The sequence below is a fragment of the Chondromyces apiculatus DSM 436 genome, assembly GCF_000601485.1.
Classification (GTDB): Bacteria; Myxococcota_A; Polyangia; order Polyangiales; family Polyangiaceae; genus Chondromyces; species Chondromyces apiculatus.
The window spans coordinates 1-24,281 of record NZ_ASRX01000043.1; the positions used below are offsets into that span (position 1 = coordinate 1).

Here is a 24,281-nt window from a genome sequence, read left to right on the forward strand (position 1 = left end):
GCCGGTCGGAGCGGCAGGGGTGCCGGTCGGAGCGGCAGGGGTGCCGGTCGGAGCGGCAGGGATGCCAGTCGAAGTGGTGGGGGTGCCGGTCGGACCGCGCATCCGTCGGACAACGCACTCTCGATGAGCACCGTGGACGGGATTCGCCGCGCAGGAATCGTCACCGTCGAGCGCGTCAGCGGCGTCGGCGTGGTCGTCGTCGAGGAACGGGCTGACGTGACGTTGTTTGCAAATGAGAGGCAAGGCCAAGCCACCAAAGCGCTTTGAGATTGGAAAATGATGGCGTTTCACGCACCAAAGGCATTGGACGAGCCGGAGCGATAGACATTGACTGTGCGCTGGGACGCAGGATACCGTCCGGACCCTCTCGGAAAGAGGGCGGAAGGACGGGGGGAATGTGACTTCTGTGTGAATGGATTTCTCTCCGAGAAACCATTGGCTCTTCTCTCTGCGCTCGATTGCATTCACTGCTCCAGGAAGTAGTGGCTACTGCATGACGCAGGGGGGGTCTGTGCGTTCGCCGAGCAGCGCGCGACCACACGATGACGAGACGCCGTGACGGCGCGAGGGACACCTCTCTCGCTGACCCTGGAGAAGGCCCCGATGGCGACGGCCCTGCTGGTTCCCATGTGCCTGGATGCGCTTCATCTGACCGTGGATGAGGCGGTCGTCGCGCCACGGGTCGACTTCACCCGGGTCCCGTATTTTGATGGTGAGCGCGACATCAACCCGGATGTTCCCTGCCTCAGCGAGGAGATCGTCGCGCGCCCCTTCGAGGATCAGGGCCTGCGCCTCCGCGCCGGCGTTCACCTGCACTGGGTGATGCCCGAGGCTCTGAACCGCGGCGTTGCCAGCGGCGCTGCCATGGATTTCCCGGCGGTCCCCGACCGGTGGCTGATCACCCGCGCGCGTAGCTCCGGGGCTGGGTTTCGGGTGGAGGAGCAATGGGTGGTGGAGAGCAATTACCTCTACCCCGAAGGGCACCCAGGAGCCGCGGACTGCGTGGCCTATCCCGTCGCGCGGCAGACGCAGCAGGGCCCTCCCTTTCGGTATCTCGGCCGCAAGCTCCCCCTGCACGTGTGGCTCGATGAGCAGCGGGACGACGACGCGGCCCGTGCGGCGAGGGCTGCGGACGAGTACCTGCCGAAGCTCACGGCCATCGGTTACGGCGACCCCGCGTTCGCCGCGTTCTACCCGAGCTGCCGCAGCGTCTTCGGGTTCTTCGACGAGGCGCCCGGACCAGTGGACGGCCTACGCTACGAGGTGCTCGGCTGGTACCGAACGCCTGGCGACGATTGCCTGCAGCAACTCCGCGCCCGCGCCGGTGACGGCAAGAACGCCACCACGGAGGAACTGCGCGCGCTCCTGCGCGAGCAGTTCGGCTGGGACACGGGCGCCGATACCGTGCCGGAGCGGACCGTCCTCTACGCGCGGCTTTCATTGTCCGCTGGCGAGGGCAAGGCCGCCGGAGGGGCGCCCGCGATCAGCGTGGGCAACAGCCCTGTCGAAGCGCTGTCAGCCCGGCTGGCCCGCGATCTCACGAAGGCCATGGCCGGCATCGACGAGCCTACCCGGTGCAGCTTGAAGGACCACATCGAGCACAGCTTGGAGGCCGCGCAGCTCACGGCGAAGCTCGTCCAGCGCGGCGCCGATGCCGGGGCCGTGTTCCGGGAGGCGCGCCACGAGAGGTCGTTCCTGGCGGTCTCCGGAGGGAACCTGTGGCGGGTGGTGCCGCGCTCCAAGGCGGGTAGCGGGGGCGGCTCCAGCGCCACCGCGGGCCAGGTGACCCTGCCCGAGGACCTCGCGGGCCAGCTCTCCAGGGTGAACGTCCTTCAGCAGCAGTACGATCGCGCCCGCGAGGCGCTCACCACCAGGCGGCGGCAGCTCTTCGCGGACTGGTACAAGTACCTGCTCTGCGCCCACCCGCCGGAAGGCAGCCAGGAGGCGCTCCCGGAGGCCGACGAGATCCGCGATTACATCGAACGGCAAGACCTCCTCCCGATCGCAGCCCAGGAGGCCACGATCGGGGCGCTGACGCTCTCCTTCGCCGAGACGCCAGGGATGCGGACCGTCGTCGACGCCACCGCGGGCAACGGCGGCGCCGAGTCCCTCGCCGGGCAGCTCGCCGCCGCGCTGAAGCAGCTCCTCGATCGGCTCACCGCGAGCAAGCTGCCCCTCGTCCTCTCACAGACCACGGCGCCCCGCTTCTGGCAGCCCCGCGAGCCGGTGGTGCTGCTCGCCGGCGACGACGCGCGGTCCACCCGAGGTCAGGCCTCCGCGCCGCGCCAGGTCCAGGGCGACGCGGCCTCGCTGCTCGGGTGCCACAGCGTCGACGGCAGCGTGCTGGACGCGCTGCTCGTCGGGAGCGTGGACCCCATGCAGGCGGAGATCGACGCGCTCGCGGCCAGTGCGGCAAGTGACGCCCCCGCGTTCCGCACGCTCCAGGGGCGCCCGTGGAACCCGCTGCTCCTGGAGTGGAGGGTCGAGTACTTCCCGGCCCAGCCGAAGCAGGGCGGCTTGCGGTACGGCAGCGGCTATCCGGCGGCGTACATCCAGCGGAACTATGCCCTCGGCGCGGACGCCTCGGACCTCGCGCCCCGCGCCGTGGACTTCTTCAAGGGGGCCAACGTCTACGCGGGGTCGAGCCTGCTCACGCCCCACGCCGGGTTGAGGATGGAAGACGCCCTGGCAGCCGAGGAGAAGCGCCTGAGCGGGATCCTGGACGACCTCCAGAAGGACCCCGGGAAGCCGTTCGCACGGCTGGAGGCGCGCAGTGTGCCGGTCGTCACGGCACTCGGGGGGACCACGGATCCGGCACGCCTGGCGACGTTCCTCACCCTGTACCTCGACACCGTCGCGGCGCTGCGGGCGGAGCTGCAGGGCGTGCCCCCGGGCGACATCAGCACCGTCGGCGCGCGCCGCGCCGAACTCGTCGCGCTGAAGACCCTCTTCCAGCACGTCACGGTGTCGGTTGCGCGGGAGCAGCTCCAGCGCACCCCCTGCCTTGCGCAGGCGCTGAGCGGCTTCAACGATGCCCTGCAGATGCACCGGCAGACCTTCCAGCTCGCCGTGGACGATCCGCTGGCTTTTGCGGACGAGGTGCCCTTCGTGTCCCAGGTGCGCACGGCCGTGGGCCGGGAGAACCGCGTGGCGCCCCAGCCGCTCGACGACTTCAACCCCATCCGCGCCGGCGCGCTCGATCTGCTCGATCTGCGGCTTGTGGATAGCTTCGGGCAAGTCCGGAAGCTGTCCTGGGACGAGATCACCACCTCGAAGCCGCTCGAGCCTCGGGGCGCGGACGGCGCGGACGGCGCGGACGGCGCGGACGGCGCGGACGGCGCGGACGGCGCGCCCGAGTACCCGTACCCGGTGGTGCTGCCGCCACGGGTCGTGCAGCCGACGCGCCTCTCCCTGCGCTGGCTCTCGGCGAGGGACGGGTCCGTCGAGATGAACGATCACCCCGCGACGAACCCCATCTGCGGCTGGCTGGTCCCGAACGTCCTCGACCAGAGCCTGATGGTCCACGATCAGGACGGCAAGGCGCTCGGATCGCTCACCCTGAGCCCCGAGGAGCCCTGGCGCACGGCGCCGGGCAGCGACGCCCAGGTGACCGTCTCCGGCATCGACAACGCCCACCTGCGGCAGGCGGTGCGCTGGCTCCATGCGCAGCAGTGCGCGAGCCTCGCCGCGGGCGAGGCCACGACGTTCCTGGAGACCTTCCTCGCCGTCGTCGCCAGCGCGCTCGACCACATGGCGCCGGATGCCGCGGCCCACCACCAGGCCCCGGCCCTCCTCATGGGTCGCCCCCTGGCCGTGGTGCGGGCCTCGGTCGGCTTCGAGCTGCAAGGGCCGCCGGCCGTGCACCAGGGCTGGAGCGTGTTCCGGAGGGACATGCGCCGCACCGCCCGCGAGACCTTCGGCTTCGAGCGGGTGCGCTTCCCCGTGCGCCTCGGTGAGCACCAGCAGCTCAATGACGGCGTGGTGGGATACTGGGTGGAGAGCGGCGCCGGCTTCGCGGGCGATGCCTTCTACACGCCGCAGGTGGACCTCCCCGCCGGGCCCGACGGCAAGGCGCCGGCGCACCCGCACATCGTGCTGCGCGCGCCAGGGAGCACGCAGGTGATGGAACTCACCGCGTCGCTCGTGGATGCCCCGCAGACGGTGACCTTGCTGGTAGACCCGCGCGGCACGGTGCACGCCACCACGGGCATCACCCCCACCAAGGTGATCGACATCCCGCCCGACCAGTTCCTCCCCGCCCTGCGCGCGATCGAGGTCACCTTCCTGTCGACGCCCATCCTCGGGGACCCGGGGAAGGTACGGATCTCGCTCCCCGACGAGCCGGGCTACGCGTGGTCATGGATCGCGCGCGAAGCGCAGGGGTGGACGGAGCGCGGGACGGACGGGGTGATCACCCGGCAGGAGGTCCTCGCCGCCTTCGGAGACGAGGGGGGAGACCTGTGGAAGCGCCTCCTGGACAGGGGCTGGATCGTGGGCGCGGACGGCGCGAGCGATCCCCTGAGGGCCCGCATCGTTCCAAGCGACCAGCGCAAGGTGGCCACCCTGGAAGACGAGCCCGAGAGCGGCGGGGCTGCCGAGGAGGGCGAGGCTGCCGAGGGCGGCGCGGGCGGCGCGGCCGGCACGCCACCTCCCGTCGATCGCACGCTGAAGGTCGAGGACCTGCTCGACCGCGCCCGCATCACGCCCACGCAGACGACGCCGCGCTTCACCGGCCCCGCGGAGATCCGCGAGGGCTGGCTCAAGCTGCGCGCCGCCGACACGCCGCAACAGGTGCGGGGCACGGAGCAGCGAGGGTGAGCCCGCGAGGCCTCATCCAGCGCTCCCCGGCCCTACCGACGCTTCTCTGGCGCCACGAAAGGTCATGTCCATGAGCACCATCACCAGCGGCCTGACGCTCCACCTGAAGCTCGATGCGGTCGTCGCGCGCGACGGCACCCGCGTCGTGCAGGACGCCTCGACGAGCGGCAACCACGGCACCCTCCAGGGCAGCGAGGTGACGCTCGTCCACGATGCCACCTTCGGCCGCTGCCTTCAGCTCGGCGGCAAGGACGGCTATGTCGCGGTGAAGGACCCGTTCGGGAGCGGCAACGACTTCACCCTCTGCCTGTGGTTGAAGCCGGAGGCGGTGGGCGGTGATGACACCGCGCAAGGCGTCCTCGGCGAGAAGCCCTCGCCGGTCCCCGCCGGGCTCCCGGGAAGCCACGCGAACCTCTCGGCGCCCGGCAGCATGGCCCCCGCCAGCGCGTCTCCCGGCGCCATGGCCCCCGCCAGCGCGTCTCCCGGCGCCATGGCCCCCGCCAGCGCGTCTCCCGGCGCCGTCCACCCGAAGGCGACCGCCGGGCGCAATCCCTCTCTGGAGCGGCGAGGCGATGCGCTCGTCTACGACGCGTACGATCGCGCCGCAGACGCCTCGGGCGGCTATGCGTCCCACCGCGGCACGGTGTCGGGCTTCTTCCAGGGGGACGACTGGGTCCACGTCACCTGGGTCAAGCAGGGCGAGAGCTACCGGATCTACCGCGACGCCCGGCCGATGACACCCGACGAGGAGATCCCTGCTCCGGCGGCGTACTTCACCGCCCCGGGGACGGACTATGCCGTCGGCTGCGCCGGCGCGTGCTGGGCGGGCCGCATCGCCGGGGTCCGGATCTACGACCGGGCCCTTCGCCTGCGCGAGATCTGGCAGGTCATCGAGGCCGACAAGGTGGTGCCTTTCCGCGAGGCGCACCCCGTCGATTTCACCCTCTCCGACGGCAACGAGGCGCCCGTCCTGTACATCGAGGACAGCGTCGCCTCTCCGGAGGCGGTGCTGAACCTGGAGCTGACCAATACCTCGGGCAGGCCGATCTACGTCGAGGCGCTCGACGGCACCGCGGCGACCGACGAGGCGCACCACGTGGCGCTGCGCTTCCGCAAGGGGGTCCTGGCGGAGAGCAAGCGCAACCAGCAGCAGGTGCGCGAGGCCGACGCCTGGGCCCTGGGCTTCGGCGCGACCCGCGACGCGGACGTGCTGTACCTGCGCTGGAAGACCCCGGGGGTGCTCGGCGCTGGAGACACGCTGGCCGTGACCCTGCTCGACGTGGCCGCCTCGGCCCTGGGCGGAGCGCGCGGCACCCGCGTCGCGCTGACCACCCGGCACCTGTCGTACGAGGCCACCGGCGGGGGCGAGATCGAGGAGACGCGCACCCATGCCCTGAGCATCGTGAACCACAGCGGCCAGAAGGCCGTCCCCTTTCGCGCCTGCACGCTCGGCCCGAACAAGATCCTGCAAGGGACGAAGAGCACGGTGACGCTGCTCCTGACCAGCGCCCTGCAGCGCGACGTGGTGCTCGATCCGACGTCGAAGCTTGTGCTCAGCGCGGAGACCGAGCCCGACGGCGCCCCTGGGAGCAGGCCGTGGGCGCTGGCGCGGGCCTCGGAGCTGGCGACGATGATCGTCACCGTGATCGGTGAGACCTGGACCATCACTCCGGAGACCAGCGGTCCATCGCCCACGTGGACGCTGCAGCCTCAGAGCCGGCGCAACTTGAGCGCGGACGCGGCGATCAAGATCCAGCTCGACGCGATCCTGTCCTCGCTGCCGCTCGGGATGGCCAGCATTACGCTGCGCTACGAGAACGTGCCGGGATACTGGGACGGGTCGTTCAGCCTGCCGGTGGAGAAATCGCCCATGTCTTTCCCTTGCGACGCGCAGGGCCAGAGCCTGGGCATTGGCCTCCGGGGGTTCTCCTTCCTCGTGGGGCCCTCGGGGGGGACCGAGGCCCTGCAGATCACGAATAGCGCCAGCGCCGACGTGCTGCGCGTGACCAGGGAGGGCATCCTGTCGACGAACGCGATCGACGCGAAGCCGATGGTCTCCACGTTCAAGCTCGAAGGACAGGCCGACACGTTCTATCCCGTCTTCTTCGACGACCCGAACGGGAGCGACGGTCCTTTCGAGCTCCAGATCATCACCATGAACGTCAAAGAGTACGCGCCGTTCCCGAGCACAGGGGATCCCGCGGAGACAGGGTGGTTCATCAGCACCTTCCGCGGGCGAGGAGAGTTGTTCTTTGACGTCGAGCTGTCGTGGGAGCGCTGGCCCTCCGTCGCCAACTACGGCTTCGACTTGTCCACCAGTGCCGTCATCGTCTGGCTCCGCGGTCAGACCACCTACCACTGGCGCTCGAACCAGCGTGTGGTGGCCGAGCCCTTGACGGCCCAGGGACTTCCCGGTGGGAGGAACGGCTCCCTTTACAGTCCGATGACCAAGGTCGATCCCAAGATCTTGAAAGGCAAGCGCCTGGGTGAACCGCTCGCCCCCAACTACGTCAGTGAGTGGCGAACTCTCGATCTGAGCGGATCCACCCCGATCCGCTTCGATCTCGGCTTCGTGCCAGTGCACGTCGTCGTGCTCTGCAAAATCGACGGCCTCCCCTCGTTTCAGGTCCCCCCGTTCGTGGGTGGGCCCGTGGACAGCCAAGGCGTGCCGCGTGGGCCGCTGTACCTGATCGCGGACCGGTACGTCTGGATCTCCGCGGTTCCTTCGGTGGCGGACGACATTCGCGCCCTCCTGCAGCATTTTCCGGCGATCTCTCAGGCAGCGACGAAGGTGGCGCCTCAGTTCAAGGTCCTCGCCTGGGTGGCTGTCGACGACGTCGAGGTCTGAACCTGGTGGGGGGGCCGCGATCATGACGACGATCCAGACGATTCGCGACGCGATCAAGCCCGTGGACGGGGGCGTCACCGTGTCCGCCACGAGCCTCGGCTCGGCGGACATCACCGGGCTGCTCGACGCCTACTTCGAGGGAGGAGCGCTCACGCTCCGCGGCGTTCAGGTCACGAGCGCGGCTGCCGATGACGCCGTGCAGGTGACAGGCACACTGGACCTGCTCGGGGTGACGCTCACGGCCTCGGCGCGGTTCTACGTGAGCCAGGGCCAGGCTCAGGTCGCGCTGTGCGGGCCGCTGCCCGAGGCCTGGCGCACCCGGATGCAGCACGACAGCACAGATCTCTCCAAGGCCCAGCTCACGCTGTGCTCGGAGCCGGACGCGACGGGCCGCCGGCCGCTCCTGCTCACCGAGGTGACGCTCCCCGGCGTGCTCGCGGCGCTCACGCCGCTCCTCCTCGGGCAGCATCCGCTGACGCTCTCCGGTCCGCTCTCCCTCGACGACGCGCACGTGCCGTCGATGGCGCAGCTCGCCACGGCCACGTCGTTCACGCTGAAGGTCAGCGAGAGCCTGTCGGTGGGGGTGGGCCTGGAGCACGAGCTGATCGTATGCCCCAACGAGGAGGATCCGCCGATGCTCACCGTCACGGCGCTCTCCATGCTCGTGGGCACCGTCGCGTTTCGCCAGGGTGGCAAGCCGGTGGAGGTGCAGCTCAAGGCCACGGTGCCGGAGACGCTCGGGCCCCTCCACCTGGCCCTGGATCCTGGCGAGGGGCTCAGCCTGGATCTGGCGGACATCGCCTCCTGGTTCCAGGGCGAGGACGTGGAGCGGCTCCTCCCCCAGGAGCACCGCCCGACGACCGGGCTCGCGCTGCGCGGGGGCAGCTTCGACGTGGATCTGAAGGCCCTGGCGCTCACGGGCGTCGCGGTCTCCCTGGAGACCACCGCGCCGTGGACGGTGGTGGACGGGATCCTCGTCGTCGAGGACGTCGGCTTCGATCTCGCCCTGCGCAAGGGCCCCACGGGCTTCGAGCCCCGCGCCAGCGTCGGGGGCAAGGTGCGCCTCGCCGGGGTGGAGCTCGGGGCCTTCGCGACGCTGCCCGACTTCCGGATCGAGGGCGGGCTCGTGGTGGGGAGCGCGATCGACCTGACGCCGATCCTGGGGCAGCTCCTCGGCGCGGCGCACGGCCTGCCGCACACCTTGCTGGTCGACACGCTCCGCTACCAGGCGCAGCCTTCCGCGGGCGACTACGCCTTCGCCATCAGGGCCGCGGGCGACTGGGAGGTGGTCGCCGGCCTCGCGCTCACGGGCCTGACGCTCGACATCACCACGGAGGCGCGGAAGACCTCCACGTCGCTCTCCGGGAGCCTGCGCGTCGGCAACGTGGACCTCGACGTCTCGGCCGCGCACGGCGACGCCGAGGGAGGATGGCAGTTCGAGGGCGGTACCGGCAGCGGCGAGACCGTCCCGATCGGGGCGCTGATCGCGCACCTGGTCGAGGTGTTCGGGATCGACGCGACCCTTCCCCCTGCGCTCCAGAGCCTCACCTTGAGCGAGCTGCACGTCGCGTTCAACACCGCGACCCGGGCGTTCTCGTTCAGCGCCAAGGCCAGCTTCGACCTGATCCGCGACGGCAAGGGCGAGGTCGATCTCTCCCTGGTGATCGACGTGAAGCCGACGTCGCAGAGGTCGTTCCGCGGCACCATCACGGTCGAGGGCCTGGAGTTCGATCTGGCGTTCGACCAGGAGGCCGGGAGCGACCGCTTCGTGGCCAGCTACCAGGACCTCACCGATCGCCAGGTGAACCTCGGCAAGCTGATCGCGGCGATGTGCGGCGAGGATCCCGGCCTCGGAGACCGCCTGAGCTTCACGGTCAAGGATGCGATCGTCGCGGTCGACGGCGCGGGTGGCGCCGCCCGGGAGACCGAGGCGGAGGGCACGGGGGTGCGCTTCGTGGTGGGCGCCGATCTCGGCGGAGGCATCGATCTCGCCGGCCTGCCGCTCGTGAGCAAGGTGCTGCCCGCGGCGCAGACGCTGCGCCTGAGCTTCCAGCCGCTCTTCGCGTCGAAGGCGTTCGCCGCGGAAGACGTGGCGCGGCTGCGCGCGCTGGTTCCCTCGGGTGGGTTCACGCTGCCGGACGGCGCGCTCACCCAGGGGCTGACCTTGAAGACCCACCTCCAGATCGGCGACGAGGCGATCGATCTGCGCCTGCCGGTCGGGCTGGATGAGCGCGGCCTCGTGGACCACGAGGCGCCCGGAGAGGCGGCTGCCAGCGAGGGTGGCGCCTCCACGTCTGCCGCGGAGAGCGAGGGGCCCGCGCCCGCCGCGCCCGCCGCGCCCTCCGCGGACGAGGCGGACAAGGCAGCGGTGGGCACGACGCCGAGCAGCGATGGCGTGACCTGGTGCTCGGTGCAGAAGGCGTTCGGTCCCCTGCACGTGGCGCAGGTCGGGGTGCGCTATGCGAGCGGCGAGCTGTCGTTCCTGCTCGATGCCGGCCTGACTGCCGCGGGGCTGGACCTCTCCCTCGAAGGGCTGACGGCCTCGGTCGCGCTCGCGGACCTGAAGGCCGAGCGCTTCGCCCCGACCTTCGACCTGCGCGGCGTGGGCATCGACTTCAAAAAGGACCCGGTGGAGATTGGCGGCTACCTGGCGCACCTGTCCGTCGAGACGCCCGAGGGGCCGTGCGACGAGTACGACGGCCTGGCCGTCCTGCGCACCACCAAGCTCTCACTCTCGGCGATCGGCTCCTACGCGCGCCTGAACGGGCACGCCTCGCTGTTCCTGTACGCGGTGCTCGACTATCCCCTCGGGGGCACGCCGTTCTTCTTCATCACCGGGCTCGCCGCGGGCTTCGGCTTCAACCGCGCCCTGAAGATGCCCTCCATCGACGGCGTGGCCAGCTTTCCCCTGGTGGCCGAGGCGGTGCAGGGAGTCCGCGCCACCTCCCCCAGCGGCGCGTCCTCGCGCGACGTGCTGCAGGACAAGATCGCGTCCTTGCGGGCGTACCTCCCGCCGCAGATCGGCGAGTACTTCTTCGCCGTCGGGGTCCGCTTCACCTCGTTCAAGCAGGTGGACTCGTTCGCGCTGATCGCGGTGAGCTTCGGGCAGCAGTTCGAGATCGACGCGCTGGGGATCTCCACGGCGCTCATCCCGTCCCCGGACGAGGGGGGCGACAGCACCACGCCCATCGCCGAGATCCAGATGGTCCTCAAGGTGACCTTCGCGCCCGCCGAGGGGATCCTGGCGGTGCTCGCCGAGCTGACCTCCGCGTCGTTCGTGTTCTCGCGCGATTGCCACCTCACCGGGGGCTTCGCCTTCTACACGTGGTTCGCGGGGGAGCACAGCGGCGACTTCGTGCTCACGGTGGGCGGCTATCACCCGCACTTCAAGGCGCCCTCCCACTACCCCACGGTGCCCAGGCTGGGCTTCAACTGGCAGATCAGCAGCGAGCTCTGCGTGAAGGGAGACGCCTACTTCGCCCTGGCGTCGCACGCGCTCATGGCCGGCGCGCACCTGTCGGCCACCTGGGAGAGCGGCGTGCTCAAGGCCTGGTTCGACGCCGGCGCGGACTTCTTGCTGGCGTGGAAGCCCTACCATTACGAGGCGAGCCTCTACATCGACGTCGGGGCGTCTCTCTCGCTGCACATCCCGCTCATCGGCACGATCTGCATCAGCATCGACGTCGGTGCCGACCTCTCCATCTGGGGGCCCGATTTCTCCGGCGAGGCGCGGGTGCACCTCGGCCTGATCCACATCACCGTCTCGTTCGGGAGCGGGAGGTCGCGCATTCCGCCCGTCCCGTGGGCCACGTTCAAGGGGTCGTTCTTGCCCCATGACGAGGCCTCGAAGCCCACGGTCTGCGGGGTCGCGGTGCAAGGGGGGTTGGTGCAGGTCGTGAGCCCGCCCAGCGACGCCTCCAGCGATGCCGCCCAGGGCGGCGAGGAAGACCCGCACGACCCGCACGACCCGCGAAGCCGCGAGGAAGACGGGCAAGGCAGCAAGGGGGCGGGGACGCCTCAGGAGGCCCTGTGGATCATCAATCCCAAGGACCTCTTGCTGGTGACCAGCTCGGTGATCCCGGTGACCCAGGCCGCGTGCACGGCGGTCGGCGGCGAGAGCGCGCTCGGTGCCCCGCCGATCGGCATCGGTCCCATGGGGCTGGTCTCGGGGAGCGTGACCAGCACGCACACCATCGTCGTCACCTACGAAGAGGACGTGGAGGTCGACGCCACCGCAGCGTTCCAGATCGCGCCCGTGCGCAAGCGGGTGCCCGCCGCCCTGTGGGCTGGGGCCACGACGGCCGGCGAGGCCCAGAAGCCGGAGGTCAACGGGCAGGCCTTCGTCGACGACGCGGTGACCGGCTTCCAGATCCGGCCGGCGAATCCGCCAGGAGCCAGCGCGACCCACGCCATCGCGCGCGAGCACCTGACGTTCGAGACCAGCGACGTCAGCGTCGTCGCTGCCTGCCCCGGCGCGGGGTTCGCGGCCGACCCGCGCGAGACCCACGAACGGCCGCTCCAGAGGCTCGGCGAGGACCTCACCTCGGCGGCCACCGTCGCGTCCAGGGACGCGATGCTGCGCGCCCTCGGTCTGCGTCCCCAGGACGTGGGGATCGACGTGAGCGCCCGGACCGCAAACGCCCTGATGACTGCGCCGCAGCGCGGCCTGATCGCAAGCGAGTAGCGCCATGGACCCGACGAAGAGCACCCCACCCCAGAGCGCCGCCTCCACCTCCGCGGATCTCCAGTTCGCGGACTACCACGCGCCGTCCCTGAAGAGCGGTGTCTACCGCATCGAGGTGACCCAGGCGATCGCGGCGGACGGCATCCCTGCCGGGGAGCAGTTCTCCACGAGCCAGCGCTTCGCGGTGCAAGGGGAGCGGTTCCGCCTCACCCCCGACGCCATCCACGCGGTCTTCCCGCCCGCCGGGAGCATCGGCGACCACGGCACCGTCCTGCCGCACGTGATCCTGAACCGCACCACCCTGCCCTGGGAGCGGATCGCCGCGCGTGATGCGCCGATCGAGGAGGTGCCCGCGGCGCCATGGCTGGCGTTGCTCGTGTTCGACGAGGCCGAGAAGCCAGAGCCGAAGCTGTGCACGCTGGCAGAGCTCCAGGAGGCGACGGACGGCTGGCCCGGGGTCGCGCGGGAGCCCGGGCAGGAGGCCGAGGATCAGGTCACGGTGATCGAGGTGGCGCGGAGCCTCTTCGAGCGCCTCGTTCCCAGCATCGAGGCGCTGCGCTACCTCGCCCACGTGCGCCGGCAAGTCGACGCGGGCGGGGCGCTCGTGGGCAGCGAGCGCGCGGTGGTGCTGGGGAGCCGGCTCCCGTCGCCGAGCGGCGTGAGCGTGGCGCACCTGGTGTCGGTGGAGGAGCGGTACGTCCGGCGCACGGGGGCGGAGGCGTTCGTCTTCGACACGGGGGCGGGGAGCGACGGGGCCATCCGGCTCGTGAGCCTGGCGAGCTGGCGTTTCGCGTGCGTGACGCCCAAGGCCAGCTTCATGGGTCTCCTGGTGCACCTCGACAAGGAGCCGAGCACGCTGCGGTTGCCGCCGCCTCCCGCGGCGCAGTCGGCACCCGCCGGGAAGGACGCGGCGAACCTGCAGCAGGCGTCTGCCCGCGCCGCAGAGGCCCTGCTGCGGCGCGGCTACGTGCCCTGTTCCCACCTGCTCCGGGCGGGGGAGCGGACCGTGTCCTGGTACCACGGCCCGCTCACGCCTCTGCGCGACGCGCCCGCGGACGTGGCGGCGATCGCCTCGGTGAAGCTCGCGGACGCCCTGGTCCGCTACCACGAGGACCACGGGATGTTCGACGTATCCTACGCGGCAGCCTGGGAACTGGGCCGGCTGCTCGCGCTCGACAGCGGCGTGATGTCGGTGGCGCTCTACCGCTGGAAGCACGCGCACGCGCGGTTCACCCATGCGGGCGCCGCGCTCGTCGAAGCCCACCTCCCCACCTCGCCCGCCGCCGCCCTCACGCCCTCGCTGCCCGCCGCCGCCTCCACGTGGCTGGAGGGCGCGCGCTTGCTCCAGGGGATCCCGTTCGACTACCTCGTCCCTGACGAGCGCCTGTTGCCCATCGAGTCCATCCGCTTCTTCCAGATCGACGCCCGCTGGATCGCCTGCCTCTTCGCCGGGGCGCTGAGCCTCGGGGGACCGGCGTCTGCCTCCGCGGCGCAACAAGCCCAGGAGGAAATCGAGCGCCTGAGCAGCGGCGCCGGGCGCCCGGTGAGCGGGTTCCTGCTGCGCTCGGCGGTCGTGGCGGGGTTCCCGGCGATGACCGTGGACGGCTACTGCCTCGCGGGCGGCGAGGTGGGAGACCCCGATCGGACGTTCCCGGACGAGGCACGGGCCACGCTGCTGCGCATGGACAGGCTCTCCCCCAGCGTGCTCCTGTGCCTGTTCTCTGCCGCCGTGGACGTCGTCGTGTTTCATCTGCCGCCAGAGGTCGTCCACGCGGGGCTCCTGGTCGATCCGGAGACGAGCCTCCTGAGCAAGCGGCTGCGCAGGGGTGACGGCGAGGAGACGCAGGTGAAGCTCGACGCGATCCCGTGGCGCGGCGAGGAAGCCTCACGCGTCGTCGACGTCGACGCGCTCGTGGCCAGCATCGCCGCGAAGGCCCCTGCACTCGGCCTGGACACCCCCATCGCGCCGGCGATGTTCGGCCTGCAGATGCTCGAAGGCGCACCGCGGGTGCGCTTCCTGATCGCGCGCGAGGACTGAGCGTGCTGGAGGCTCCAGCGAGGACGAGGACAGGGCCGCGGCCATTCACCAGGAGGAATCGATGACGGTGAACGCGACAGGCGAGGACGAGGCGAGGTTTCGGCAGGACGTCCAGTCCTGCATCGACAGCGGCTACTACAATGGGACGTTGTCCGACGACGACATCACCACGGCCTACGAGATCTACAGCCTCGCGAAGAAGGATAAGAGCTCGGGCGTGACCATCGTGGGGCGACTGGTCAGGGCAGCGTCCCCGAGCCTCGATCTCTTCGCGCCCGCGCTGGTGGAGAAAGAGCTGAATACGGCGCGCGACCTGGTACAGCAGGAGATCCGCGCGCTGACCAGGGACACCGAGAGCGCGCGCCCAGGGCTCCTGGCGAAGCTTGCCGCAGTCGACGCCAAGCTCGCTGCGATGACGCGCGTGAGAGGCGGAACGGACGTGACCGCCGCCGTGAACGCCGTCGTCAAGGCCAATGGCATGAGCGTGGCGAAGCAGCTCGACGCCGTCTATGCCTTCGATGCCGCCACGTTCGGGAGAGATCAAGCTGCCGCAATCGCGCAGCTCTCCATTGGCAAGCTGACGATCAGTACGGACAAGTTCGTCGAGTCGACGGAGGATTTTCCCGGCATCGATCCCGACTTGAGGGCCAACTTTCTATCGTTGAACGAGGAGATGAAGAGCCAGATCCTGGGCACGAATCAGCAAGTGGGCGCCGTGCTGAACTCGACGAAGTGGACCCTCCTCGCGAACGATGCCTGGCTCCTTGGTGGCATCCATCAGCAGGGTGAGATCCAGTTCGCGTCGCCCTTGCAGTGGAGCACCCTGTGGGACGAGGCGTTCGAGAGGCCCACCGTCACGGGAAGGGAGGTGATCGGGATCTGCCGCTTCGGCTATGAACTCTTCCAGAACACCTACACCGTCAGCGCCTCAGACGGCTCAGGTCAGAAGAGCGGTCCGGCGACGCTGATGCGGCTCGGGAGCGGTGCGAGGGTCGCCGATCCGGCGCGCGCCAAGGCCGCGACGCTCGTCGACTATAACGAGGAAATCCTCCGCAAGACGGCATCACGCAGCACCTTCATTCAGTTCTTCAAGTTGCTGGGCCACGTGACCGAGGGCCCCGCTCCGCAACCCCTGAAGCCCACGTGATGGCACGGCAGCATCGGTCACGCTTTGACCCCCTGTTCCTGCTCCTCCTGGCCGTGCTCCTCGGAGCTTGCAGTGGGGCCCCGGTTACCTCGCGTCCCATGCCCGCGCCGGCATCGAGCGCCTCGACGCCTGTCCGAGGCCAGTACGTGATCGGGTGCGAGGAGAGCCCCACGCATTGCTTCGACGAGGCCAAACGGGTTTGCCCCGAGGGATACCGGACCGTGCAAGAGGGCGAGGGCGGCCGGTATGCGGACGGCGAAGACTGGCGTCACCCCCCGCCCGTGCTCCGGCGGCGTCCGTACTATCGGCGACAGGGGTGGGTCATTCAATGCCAAGGGACGGGCGCGACGTAGCCGACGAGCGAGAGGCGTGCTCTTCCCGGCAGACCTGGTGCTGGTGGGCGAGGTGGCGCGCGCGTGGAAGAAGCCGGGTCAGGCGAGGCCGAGCGCCTTGTCCACGGCGCCATCGCGGACCATCGCGGTGAACCACTGCGGGTAGTAGCTCGTATGCGGGCTCAGGGCGTCGAGCTTCTGGATGTCCTCGGCGGTCAGCGCCACCTCGACGGCGCCGAGGTTGTCGTCGAGCTGGTGGAGCTTGCTCGCGCCCACCACCAGCGTGCTCACGCCCGGCCTGGTCAGGAGCCACGCGAGGGCCACCTGGGCCACGGTGGCGCGGTGCGCCTCGGCGATGGGGCGCATCGCGTCCACCAGGCGGAAGCCCTCCTCCTTGTCGTGCTGCAGGACATCGAAGCCCGAGAGCCGGTTGTCGGCGTCCTTCAGGTTCTCGCGCGTGTACTTGCCGGAGAGGAAGCCGCCCGCGAGCGGGCTCCAGATCATGGTGCCGATGCCGGCGTCTTGCGCGAACGGGAGCACCTCGTGCTCCAGGTCGCGGCACACGAGCGAGTAGTACATCTGCGCCGCCACGAAGCGGGCCTGCCCGTGCCGCTCCTGCAGGCCCACGGCCTTGGCAGACTGCCACGCTGCCCAGTTCGAGTAGCCCACGTAGCGCACCAGGCCCCGGCGCACGATCTGGTCGAGCGCGTCGAGCGTCTCCTCGATGGGCGTGTGCGGGTCGAAGCGGTGGACGAGGTAGAGGTCGATGTAGTCGGTGCCGAGCCTCTCCAGGCTCCCCTCGACCGAGGCGAGGATGTGGCGGCGCGAGAGGCCGGTGTGGGCGAGGCCCTCGCCCATGCGCATGCCCACCTTGGTGGCGATCACCACGTCCTTGCGGCGCGCGCCGAGGATCTGGCCGAGCATCCGCTCCGACGCGCCCTCGTTGTAGACGTCGGCGGTGTCGAAGAAGTTCACGCCCGCGTCGAGCGCGCGGTCCACCATGGCGCGGGCAGTGGCCTCGTCGACCTTGTAGACCGCCGGGACCTTGCCGGCGCCGAACGTCATGGCGCCGAAGGCCAGCCGAGAAACCACCAGACCCGAATTGCCCAGCCGTGTGTACTGCATGGCGTGTCCTCATGTGTCCGCGGGGCGTCCGCGGGGCGTCCCGTGCCCGGCACACGCGAGAAGACGCGCCCCCCGGACGCACGCGAGCATACGCCGGGTGCGGCGCGGGGCTCGATGGCGTCGGCGCGCTAAACGAGGCCGGCGATCTTGCGGGCGAGGGGGGCGGCGAAGGGGGCGGCGGCGAGGCGGGGGCGCTCGGGCAAGGCGGCGCGAGGCGCGCGGGTGCCGGGGCGGATGCGCGGGGTGGGCTGCGGCTCCTCCAGGAAGCGGAGCAGCTCCGGGACCAGCTCGGTGGCGGCCTCGCGGTGCGGGTAGTGGCCGGCGGAGGCGAAGCGGCGCACGCGCACGCCCTCCAGGTAGCGGGTCACTTCCTGGGCGTGGCGCGCCGGGATCACCGGGTCGCGCTCGCCCCAGTAGATGGCGAGGGGAGGGAGCTGGCCGAGGCGGTGGGCGTGGTCGAGGAAGTGCTCGAGCTGGCCCTTGAGGTCCACCGTGCTCCGCAGCGTGCGGGCCAGGGCGCGGCCGGTGCCGGGCTTGGCGTTGATGCGCGCCAGGTGCCGGCGCTCGGAGGCGTTGAAGTTGCCGCCGAGCACCATCATCCCGGCGCGGGTGCCGACGCCCATCAGGAGTGGCGCGGCGAGGTCGAGGAAGCCCGTCGCGGCGGCGAGGCGCAGGGGGAGCGCCACCTCCACCCCGAGGCCGCCAGCGGCGAGGAGCGCGAGGCGCTGCACCCGGCCAGGGAGCTCCAGGAGCAGGCGCATGGCGATGCCGCCGCCGAGCGAGTGGCCCACCAGGTCGAACTCGTCGAGGCCCAGGGTGTCGACCCAGCCGGCGACGACGCGCGCGTACCAGGCGGCGTCGTAGGAGGCGTCAGGGCGCGAGGAGCGCCCGTGGCCCGGCAGATCGATGGCGAACACCCGCCGCCCCGCCGAGAGCGCGGGGGCCACGAGGTTCCAGGTCCGGCACGAGTCGGTCAGGCCGTGCACCAGCACCAGCGGGCGCCGTTCGCCTCCGCCGTGGGGCTGAGGTCCGGTCCACTCTTCCCAGTGCAGGTCCCCCCCGCAAAAAGGTCGGGTGTTGCCGCGGCAGATGATCGACATGGGCACTGACAGAGGTCGCATGGAAGCGACGGCACCGTCCAGAATTCGTCACGGCTTCGACACGAAGGCGATGCCGTTGTCACTGCGGGAAAGCCGCGAAGATCGCTTCGCGTGCCCGGCGTGGCTGGAGTTCTGCACGGGCTGCGAAGGCGCGTTCACGCGGTGCGCGCGTTGCGGCTTCGATCGCTGGTGCGCTGGTTCGCTGGTGTGCTGGTGTCGAAATCGGCCTGGTGCGTCGGTTGGGCCAGGCTGATGCGCACCACGGCGACGGTCGGTGGCTGGGTCACTGGAGGGCCTGCAGCACCCGGGTGAAGAGGGCGGCATCCACGTTGAGGCCGACGAAGAGGGGCACGCTCGGCGCTGCCCAGCGCTCGTCGACGGGGACCTCGCCGCCGGAGAAGCGGTCGCCTTCCTTGTAGCCGCCGGCGAGGGTGGGCTCGGTCTGGAGGTGGAAGCCGCCGACGAGGCCGAAGCCCGGCAGGGGCTCGAAGAGGATGCCGGGGTAGAGGTGGTCGAGGGGCTCGACGAGGGAGAAGCCGAGCGAGAGGCCCCACATCTCGGAGAACCTCCGGGTGCGCCGCATGTCCACGGGCACGAAGCGGAAGGTGACGAACGGCACGGGGGGCGCGACGCCGACGCGGGCCTCGTCGCGCACGATGACGGCCACGCTCTCGCCCTTCACGGAGGCCGCGCGGTAGGTGACGTCGCGGCTGAAGTCGTAGATGAGCCCGAGCCCGATGGTGAAGCGGTGGAGGGGCAGGGTGCTCACGCTGATGTCCTTGCTCTCCTCCCGGCCCTCCTGGCGGAGCACGGCCTTGAGGCCGCCGTCGGCGCTGCAGCCCTTGACGATGCGCAGCGCGTAGTCGGGCTCGTCGCCCTTCAGCGCCTTGGGGATCGCCCCGGGCACGATGGCGCTGCCGCCCACCCGCACCGGATCGGCTGCGCTGCACACGGTGAGCCGCAGCTCCTGGATGGTCTTGTCGGCGCTGGAGGGCACGACCACGAGGATCACCTTGTCGTCCTCGTCGATCTGGGGGAGCGGCATGACCGGCTGGTCGTCGGCGAAGAAGAGCACGTAGAGGTCGTCGCCGCGCCGGGTGAGGTGCTGCGGGCTCTTCAGCCAGGTGGAGAAGGCCGCCTCCGAGGCGTACTCCGCCTGGAGGCCCGCCGCCTCGACGCCACCCTGGAAGGCGAGGCACCAGCGCCGGTCGTCGCCCGTGAAGGCGCTGCACGCGGCGGAGACGCTCGGGGCCACGCCTTTCCGCTGCGCGGGCTGCGCGGGCTGCGCGGGCTGCGCGGGTTGCGCGGGCTGCGCGGGTTGCGCGGGTTGCGCGGGTTGCGCAGGTAGTGCGGTTTGCGCGGTTTGCGCGGGTTGCGCGGGTTGCGCGGGTTGCGCAGGTAGTGCGGGTTGCGCGGTTTGCGCGGGCTGCGCGGGCTGCGCGGGCTGCGCGGGCTGCGCGGGGAGTGCAGGCGGCGCCGCCGCCCCGTCCGCGGCCCCGGCGAGCGCGGTGGTCAGCAGCGAGGCGGTGACGAGGAGGCCCTTTACCGCGAAGGCGCCCGTCGCCTGGCGCCCTGCGTCACGTCGCATCCATCCCTGCATCGTCATGTTCCACCTCCGTTGCCGTCGCCGCCTTGCCCGCTGCCGCCCTGACCGGCGCCGCCCTGCGCGCTGCTCCCCGTGCCCTCGCCACCCACGCCGCCGCTGCCGCCCTGGCCTTCCTCGCCGCCGCCGCTGCCGCCGCCGCCGCTACCGCCGCCGCCGCCGCTGCCTGCTGCACCTCCCGCGCCTCCCGCGCCTCCCGCGCCTCCCGCGTCGACGCCCGCACGCGCGATCCGGGCCGTGCCCGTGGCGAGGAGCCGAGTCTGCGTGGGGGCGCACGACGCGACGTCGTCCTCGTGGGTGTAGACCGTGGCCACGAGCTGCACGTCCGCCTCGCCGGCGGGGACGTCGACCAGGAAGCCCGTCTGCCGGATGTTGCGCTCGGGGAGGGGCTTGATGAGCGCCAGGTCGGGCAGCACCAGGTCGCCATTCGCGGAGGGCGCCGGGCACAGCACCGGCCCGGGCAGCATCTCGGCCTCGGCGCCCTGGGCGCGCGCGTAGACGATGACGGGCTGCGTCGCCTCCTGGGGCTGCTCCAGCTCCACGAGCACGAAGACCGGGCCTCCGGCCGCGGGGATGTCAGAGACCTCCGGCAGGAGGCGCAGCAGGGTGCCGGGGACGGGGTAGGTGGGGAGCGGGCCCTCGCAGGAGGTGCCGAGCACCGCGAGCGCCACCGCGCCGAGCGGCACGGCAGCGCGCGGCGCGAGGGCGCGCCATCCGGTCTGCCTCGAAGACATTCGACCTCGTTTCCTGCGTCTCCCCGGGAGGTTCCCGAGCGCCGGTGCTCGGAGGGGGACGCACACCCGCCAAGTGTCGCCGCTTCTCGGCGAAAAGGAACACGGATGTGTGGAGGCGACGTCGGGAGGCCGCGGATCAGCGGCGGCTGCGGTCCTCGACGTCGCAGGAGAGCGCGTCCATGGGGCGGAGGACGCGGGGCAGGAGGGTCTCGTAGACGAGGCCGACGAGGGTGTTGGTGGCAGGGTTCGTGGGGGGGAGGATGCCGCCGCCGGGGTCCTCGGTGACGCCGCCGACGGTGCCTTCTTCGGGGGTCTCGCCCTCGCCGAGCACGCCCTCGCCGATGCGATCAGCCCCGGCCAGCTCCTCCAGCGTCACCGTCCCGTCGCCGTTGCCGACGGTGTCGGCGTCGGCGAGGGGCTGGAAGTGGAAGTCGGCGTCCGGGGAATCGGCGACGCGAAACAGCTCCTCGCCGCGCACCTCGAGGCGCATCTCGCTCTCCGCGGCCTCGGTCAGCTCCACGGTGGTCATGAAGCCACCGCCCTCCGCCTCGCAGTCCGTCATCTCGTAGGATTTCCGGAACTGCCAGTCGAAGCGCTTGGTCACGCCATCGCGCGTGGCGGAGCCGGTGACCTCCACGCTCACGTCCTCGTCGGTGGCGAAGAAGTCGGAGCCGGGGGTGCGCATCCGGGTCACGTCGTCCTGGCTCACGCCGGGGCCGAGGAGCGTGTCGATGGAGGGGGAGCGGAGCTGGAACTCCACCCGGCAGGTGCCCATGCCGTAGGCGGTGCCGATCTTCTCGCGGCCGGCGACGGTGAAGTCGAAGAGGCGGTCGTAGCGGGCCTCGGCGTAAGTCAGGCAGGACTCGTCTTCCCAGTCGAAGTCGATGTTGCCGACGCCCGCGACCAGGCGGTCGAAGGTGATCGACCAGCCGTCGCCCGTGGTGAACCCCTCGGTCACGGCCTGGCTCGGCTCTGCCGTCACGTAGAAGCTCTCCGGCACGGGGCGCGTGTCCCCGGGCAGGCAGCCCGTCGCCAGGGGCGAGGCGGCGAGGGCGAGCAGGAGGCCCGCGCGCAGGGAGGCCTGGCGGTCAAAGCGGGAGGCGAACGATGCAGAGGGTACTTCGGGTGCGGGCATGGTCGTCCTCGGTGCAGGGATCATGACGTGGCGTGGTGCGGGCGTCATCAGGGATGGTGCGGCTGCCTGTTCACCGAACTGCGTTCTCCCAGGTCCTCTGGCGCTGTGTTCATGCGAAGCCACGGGGGTAGCGACCATCGGGAGCGTAGGGGCCGCCAGGCCCCTGCAATTAAAAGCCGCCCTCCAGGCCGATGCTGGGGATGGTGACGGGGCCGATCTCTTCGCCGTTGACGGACTCCTTGTTGGCGGTGGCGTTGAGGCACTCGATGACGAAGGAGAGCCAGGTCTTCTCGCCGAAGGTCCACTTCTTCTCGACCCGGGCGTCGATGCGGTAGAAGCTCGGCTCGCGCGAGGGGTTGAGGAGACGCAGCGCGTCGGGGAGGCTGCCGGGGGGGTCGAGGTTGGGCACGCCCGTGTAGAACGCGAAGCGACCGCCGGCGCGCCAGCCGCGGCCGAGATCGTAGGAGAGGGCGGCGTTCAACACGTGCGTCCGGTCGAAGGCGAACGGGAAGGTGTAGTTGCCGAGCGTGCGCGTCGAGCGGGACAGCGTGTAGGACAGGAACCCGCCGAGGTGCTGGGTCAGGTTCCGGCGCACGTAGAGTTCCAGCCCCCGTGACTGGCCCAGGCTGCGGGGCACCTGGTTCTGATCGTTGCCCGGCGGCTGGATGCCGGCGGTGTCGCTCATGTTCAGGAAGATGCTGTTGAACAGCGTCAGGCTCGCGGTGATGCGCGCGGGGAGATCCACCTCCACGCCTGCCGAGGCTTGCAGGGAGCGCTGCAGACCGTCGCGGAGGTTGCCGATGGCGAGGCCGGGCACGGGCACGATGAACGACGGGGGCTGGTGGGAGAGCCCGAGCGCGTGCAGGAAGCGCAGCCACCTGGTCACGTCGGCGCGCACCTGGAGCCTGGGGTCGACGCCCACCTCGTAGGCGCCGCCGGAGTGGAAGATGTCCGTGCGCACCCCGGGGGTGATCTGCAGGCGGGGGTCGAGCTGCCAGACCATGTCGGCCCAGGCGGTGGCGACGGCGTCGGTGCGGGAGGGGAAGAGGCGGTTGTAGGCGGCGACGTCGGGGTCCTCGCGGTCGCCGTAGGCGGCCTGGTCGGCCTCGTAGCCGTCGAAGAGGATGTCGAGGCCGGCGCGCACGGTGAGGTTCTCGTTCACGGGCTGGGTCAGCTCGACGCGGGTGCCGCCGAGGATGTCGCGCGCGTTGCGCTGATCGGCGACCCGGGTCTGGTCGTAGCCCCAGGTCGCGGCGAGCCGGAGGCGGCCGTCGTTCGCGAGGGAGCGGTCGTAGCGGGCGTCGACGCGGTAGAACTCGGAGCCGAAGAGGACGGTCTCGATGTCGTTCGTGGTCTGGGCGAGGAGATCGTAGGAGCCGAAGGCGAAGAGGGTGAGCCTGTCGCGGGGGGTGAGGGCGTAGCTCAGGCGGGCCTGGTAGTCGCGGTAGTCGAGCGCGAGCTCGGGGGAGATGAGCGAGATGACGAGCGCGGTGTACGAGTAGCGCGCGGAGACGAGCGCGGTGCCGCGGCCCTCGGCGAAGGGGGCCTCGACGAGGGCGCCCACGTCGACGAGGCGGAAGTTGCCCTCGCCGTGGAAGTCGGGGCTCGGCGCGGTGGTCTCGGCGGCGACGATGGCGCCCGAGAAGCGGCCGAAGCGGGAGGGATAGCCGCCGGAGTAGAGGTCGACGCGCTCGACGAGGCCAGGATGGATGACGGAGGGGCCGGCGGCGGCGTGGAAGAGGTAGGGGACGCGGACGCCGTCGAGGTAGTAGCCGATGTTCCCGGGAGGCGCGCCGCGCACGTAGAAGTACGGCAGGCCAGAGACGATGGGGGTGACGCCCGGGAGGGCCTCGATGGCGCGGAAGGGATCGCCGAACGCGCCAGGGAGCTGGCGGACCTCGGCGCGGGACAGGCTCCGCGCCGAAGGAGGCGGCTTCTCGGCGCGCACCATGACCTCGAGCGCAGCATCCTCCACCGCAGAGATGCTGCCGCCCGACGCGCCAGGTTTCTGGCCTGCGGCTCCGGTGGTGGGGCGCGTGCTGGCGGCGGGTTTGCCCGCGGCGCCGGGGGCAGTGCCAGCCCCGGGAGCACCCGCGGAGGGGGTGCCTGCCGGCGGCGTGGCTGCGGCGGGATCGTCGGGTGGGGGCTCCTCGACGGGGACCGGGGCCTTGAAGCCGATGGAGAAGCGGATGCGCGCGAGGACTGGCTCGCCCTTGCGGGTGCCAGGGATGAACTTGAACGCCGACGCGGCGCGCTTCGCGGTGGAGGCGAAGGGCTCCTCGCCGCGCTCGACGTCCACGGAGCGCACGCTGCCGTCGCGATCGACGACGAGCACCAGGAACACCTCGGCGTCGCCCTGGGCGCCCTCGGGGTAGGCGACCTCCGGCATTGGGTCGAGCTTGGGTGGGGTCACGGGCTCCGCGGCACCGGCGGGAGGCCGCGCTGGCTGCGCTGGCTGCGCGAGCACCGGTGGAGGCGCGATGCACGTGGCGGCGAGGGCGGCGAGGGCCGCAGTGCCGGCGTGCACGAGCGCGGGGAGCAAGACACGTCCGCGCAGGTTCCTGAAAACCCCCCCGCGCTGCGTGGTGATCACGAACCCCACCTTCTCCCGGGAACGTGGGAACTTCAAGGATGTGCGACGCTCCAGAGAGAGCAGCGGGTGGGCGCTTCAGGGCAAATTTCCCTGATGGTGCCAGGCGTGTGAACGGAGTCCGATA

At 71.0% G+C, this 24,281-nt stretch carries 13 protein-coding genes; 6 read left to right on the forward strand and 7 right to left on the reverse strand.

Annotated features, from left to right (window positions below; genetic code table 11):
• Positions 1-123: 123 nt before the first annotated feature.
• From CAP_RS50890 to CAP_RS25175, 6 genes are all read left to right on the forward strand, one after another.
• Complete coding sequence (locus tag CAP_RS50890) at positions 124-267, forward strand: hypothetical protein (RefSeq protein WP_156041129.1); 144 nt, start codon at positions 124-126, stop codon at positions 265-267.
• A gap of 336 nt (positions 268-603) precedes the next feature.
• Entirely contained in the window at positions 604-4,818 is a 4,215-nt protein-coding gene (locus tag CAP_RS45510; RefSeq protein WP_052375894.1) for a hypothetical protein, read from the forward strand.
• Positions 4,819-4,888: 70 nt separating this feature from the next.
• Positions 4,889-7,666: a LamG-like jellyroll fold domain-containing protein gene (locus CAP_RS25160; protein ID WP_156041130.1), complete on the forward strand. Its 2,778-nt coding sequence runs from the start codon at positions 4,889-4,891 to the stop codon at positions 7,664-7,666.
• 22 nt (positions 7,667-7,688) lie between these two features.
• The gene (locus CAP_RS25165; protein WP_044245501.1) at positions 7,689-12,350 is read left to right on the forward strand and encodes a DUF6603 domain-containing protein; all 4,662 of its coding nucleotides are present in this window, start codon (positions 7,689-7,691) and stop codon (positions 12,348-12,350) included.
• Between the two features lie 4 nt (positions 12,351-12,354).
• A complete protein-coding gene (locus CAP_RS25170; protein ID WP_044245504.1) occupies positions 12,355-14,388 on the forward strand; it encodes a hypothetical protein in 2,034 nt (677 codons plus the stop codon).
• A gap of 61 nt (positions 14,389-14,449) precedes the next feature.
• On the forward strand, positions 14,450-15,535 hold the full coding sequence (locus tag CAP_RS25175; RefSeq protein WP_044245506.1) for a hypothetical protein: 1,086 nt from the start codon (positions 14,450-14,452) through the stop codon (positions 15,533-15,535).
• Between the two features lie 431 nt (positions 15,536-15,966).
• Here the strand turns inward: CAP_RS25175 and CAP_RS25180 are convergent, their stop codons facing one another.
• The 7 genes from CAP_RS25180 to CAP_RS25205 all read right to left on the reverse strand — a co-directional run bounded on the left by CAP_RS25180 (position 15,967) and on the right by CAP_RS25205 (position 24,157).
• Positions 15,967-16,992: an aldo/keto reductase gene (locus CAP_RS25180; protein WP_044245509.1), complete on the reverse strand. Its 1,026-nt coding sequence runs from the start codon at positions 16,990-16,992 to the stop codon at positions 15,967-15,969.
• A 128-nt stretch (positions 16,993-17,120) separates the two neighbouring features.
• Positions 17,121-18,092 (reverse strand): alpha/beta fold hydrolase, encoded by a 972-nt coding sequence (locus tag CAP_RS25185; protein ID WP_269324614.1) that lies wholly within the window; start codon positions 18,090-18,092, stop codon positions 17,121-17,123.
• A 155-nt stretch (positions 18,093-18,247) separates the two neighbouring features.
• Entirely contained in the window at positions 18,248-18,379 is a 132-nt protein-coding gene (locus tag CAP_RS55110) for a hypothetical protein (RefSeq protein ID WP_269324615.1), read from the reverse strand.
• On the reverse strand, positions 18,376-19,347 hold the full coding sequence (locus tag CAP_RS25190) for a hypothetical protein (protein ID WP_044245512.1): 972 nt from the start codon (positions 19,345-19,347) through the stop codon (positions 18,376-18,378). Before CAP_RS25190 ends, CAP_RS55110 begins: the two co-directional genes overlap by 4 nt.
• Before the next feature lie 347 nt (positions 19,348-19,694).
• A complete protein-coding gene (locus tag CAP_RS45515) occupies positions 19,695-20,429 on the reverse strand; it encodes a hypothetical protein (protein WP_052375896.1) in 735 nt (244 codons plus the stop codon).
• A gap of 136 nt (positions 20,430-20,565) precedes the next feature.
• Positions 20,566-21,564 (reverse strand): hypothetical protein, encoded by a 999-nt coding sequence (locus CAP_RS25200; RefSeq protein ID WP_044245514.1) that lies wholly within the window; start codon positions 21,562-21,564, stop codon positions 20,566-20,568.
• Positions 21,565-21,733: 169 nt separating this feature from the next.
• Positions 21,734-24,157: a TonB-dependent receptor plug domain-containing protein gene (locus tag CAP_RS25205; RefSeq protein ID WP_231511681.1), complete on the reverse strand. Its 2,424-nt coding sequence runs from the start codon at positions 24,155-24,157 to the stop codon at positions 21,734-21,736.
• Between the last annotated feature and the right edge of the window lie 124 nt (positions 24,158-24,281).

Bases quoted from the DNA above. Each gene is read 5' to 3' on its own strand.
- CAP_RS25185 (WP_269324614.1), bottom strand. From the start codon at position 18,092: ATGTCGATCATCTGCCGCGGCAACACCCGACCTTTTTGCGGGGGGGAC.
- CAP_RS50890 (WP_156041129.1), top strand. From the start codon at position 124: ATGAGCACCGTGGACGGGATTCGCCGCGCAGGAATCGTCACCGTCGAG.
- CAP_RS25200 (WP_044245514.1), bottom strand. From the start codon at position 21,564: ATGCCCGCACCCGAAGTACCCTCTGCATCGTTCGCCTCCCGCTTTGAC.
- CAP_RS45515 (WP_052375896.1), bottom strand. From the start codon at position 20,429: ATGTCTTCGAGGCAGACCGGATGGCGCGCCCTCGCGCCGCGCGCTGCC.
- CAP_RS25170 (WP_044245504.1), top strand. From the start codon at position 12,355: ATGGACCCGACGAAGAGCACCCCACCCCAGAGCGCCGCCTCCACCTCC.
- CAP_RS25175 (WP_044245506.1), top strand. From the start codon at position 14,450: ATGACGGTGAACGCGACAGGCGAGGACGAGGCGAGGTTTCGGCAGGAC.
- CAP_RS25180 (WP_044245509.1), bottom strand. From the start codon at position 16,992: ATGCAGTACACACGGCTGGGCAATTCGGGTCTGGTGGTTTCTCGGCTG.
- CAP_RS45510 (WP_052375894.1), top strand. From the start codon at position 604: ATGGCGACGGCCCTGCTGGTTCCCATGTGCCTGGATGCGCTTCATCTG.
- CAP_RS25165 (WP_044245501.1), top strand. From the start codon at position 7,689: ATGACGACGATCCAGACGATTCGCGACGCGATCAAGCCCGTGGACGGG.
- CAP_RS25160 (WP_156041130.1), top strand. From the start codon at position 4,889: ATGAGCACCATCACCAGCGGCCTGACGCTCCACCTGAAGCTCGATGCG.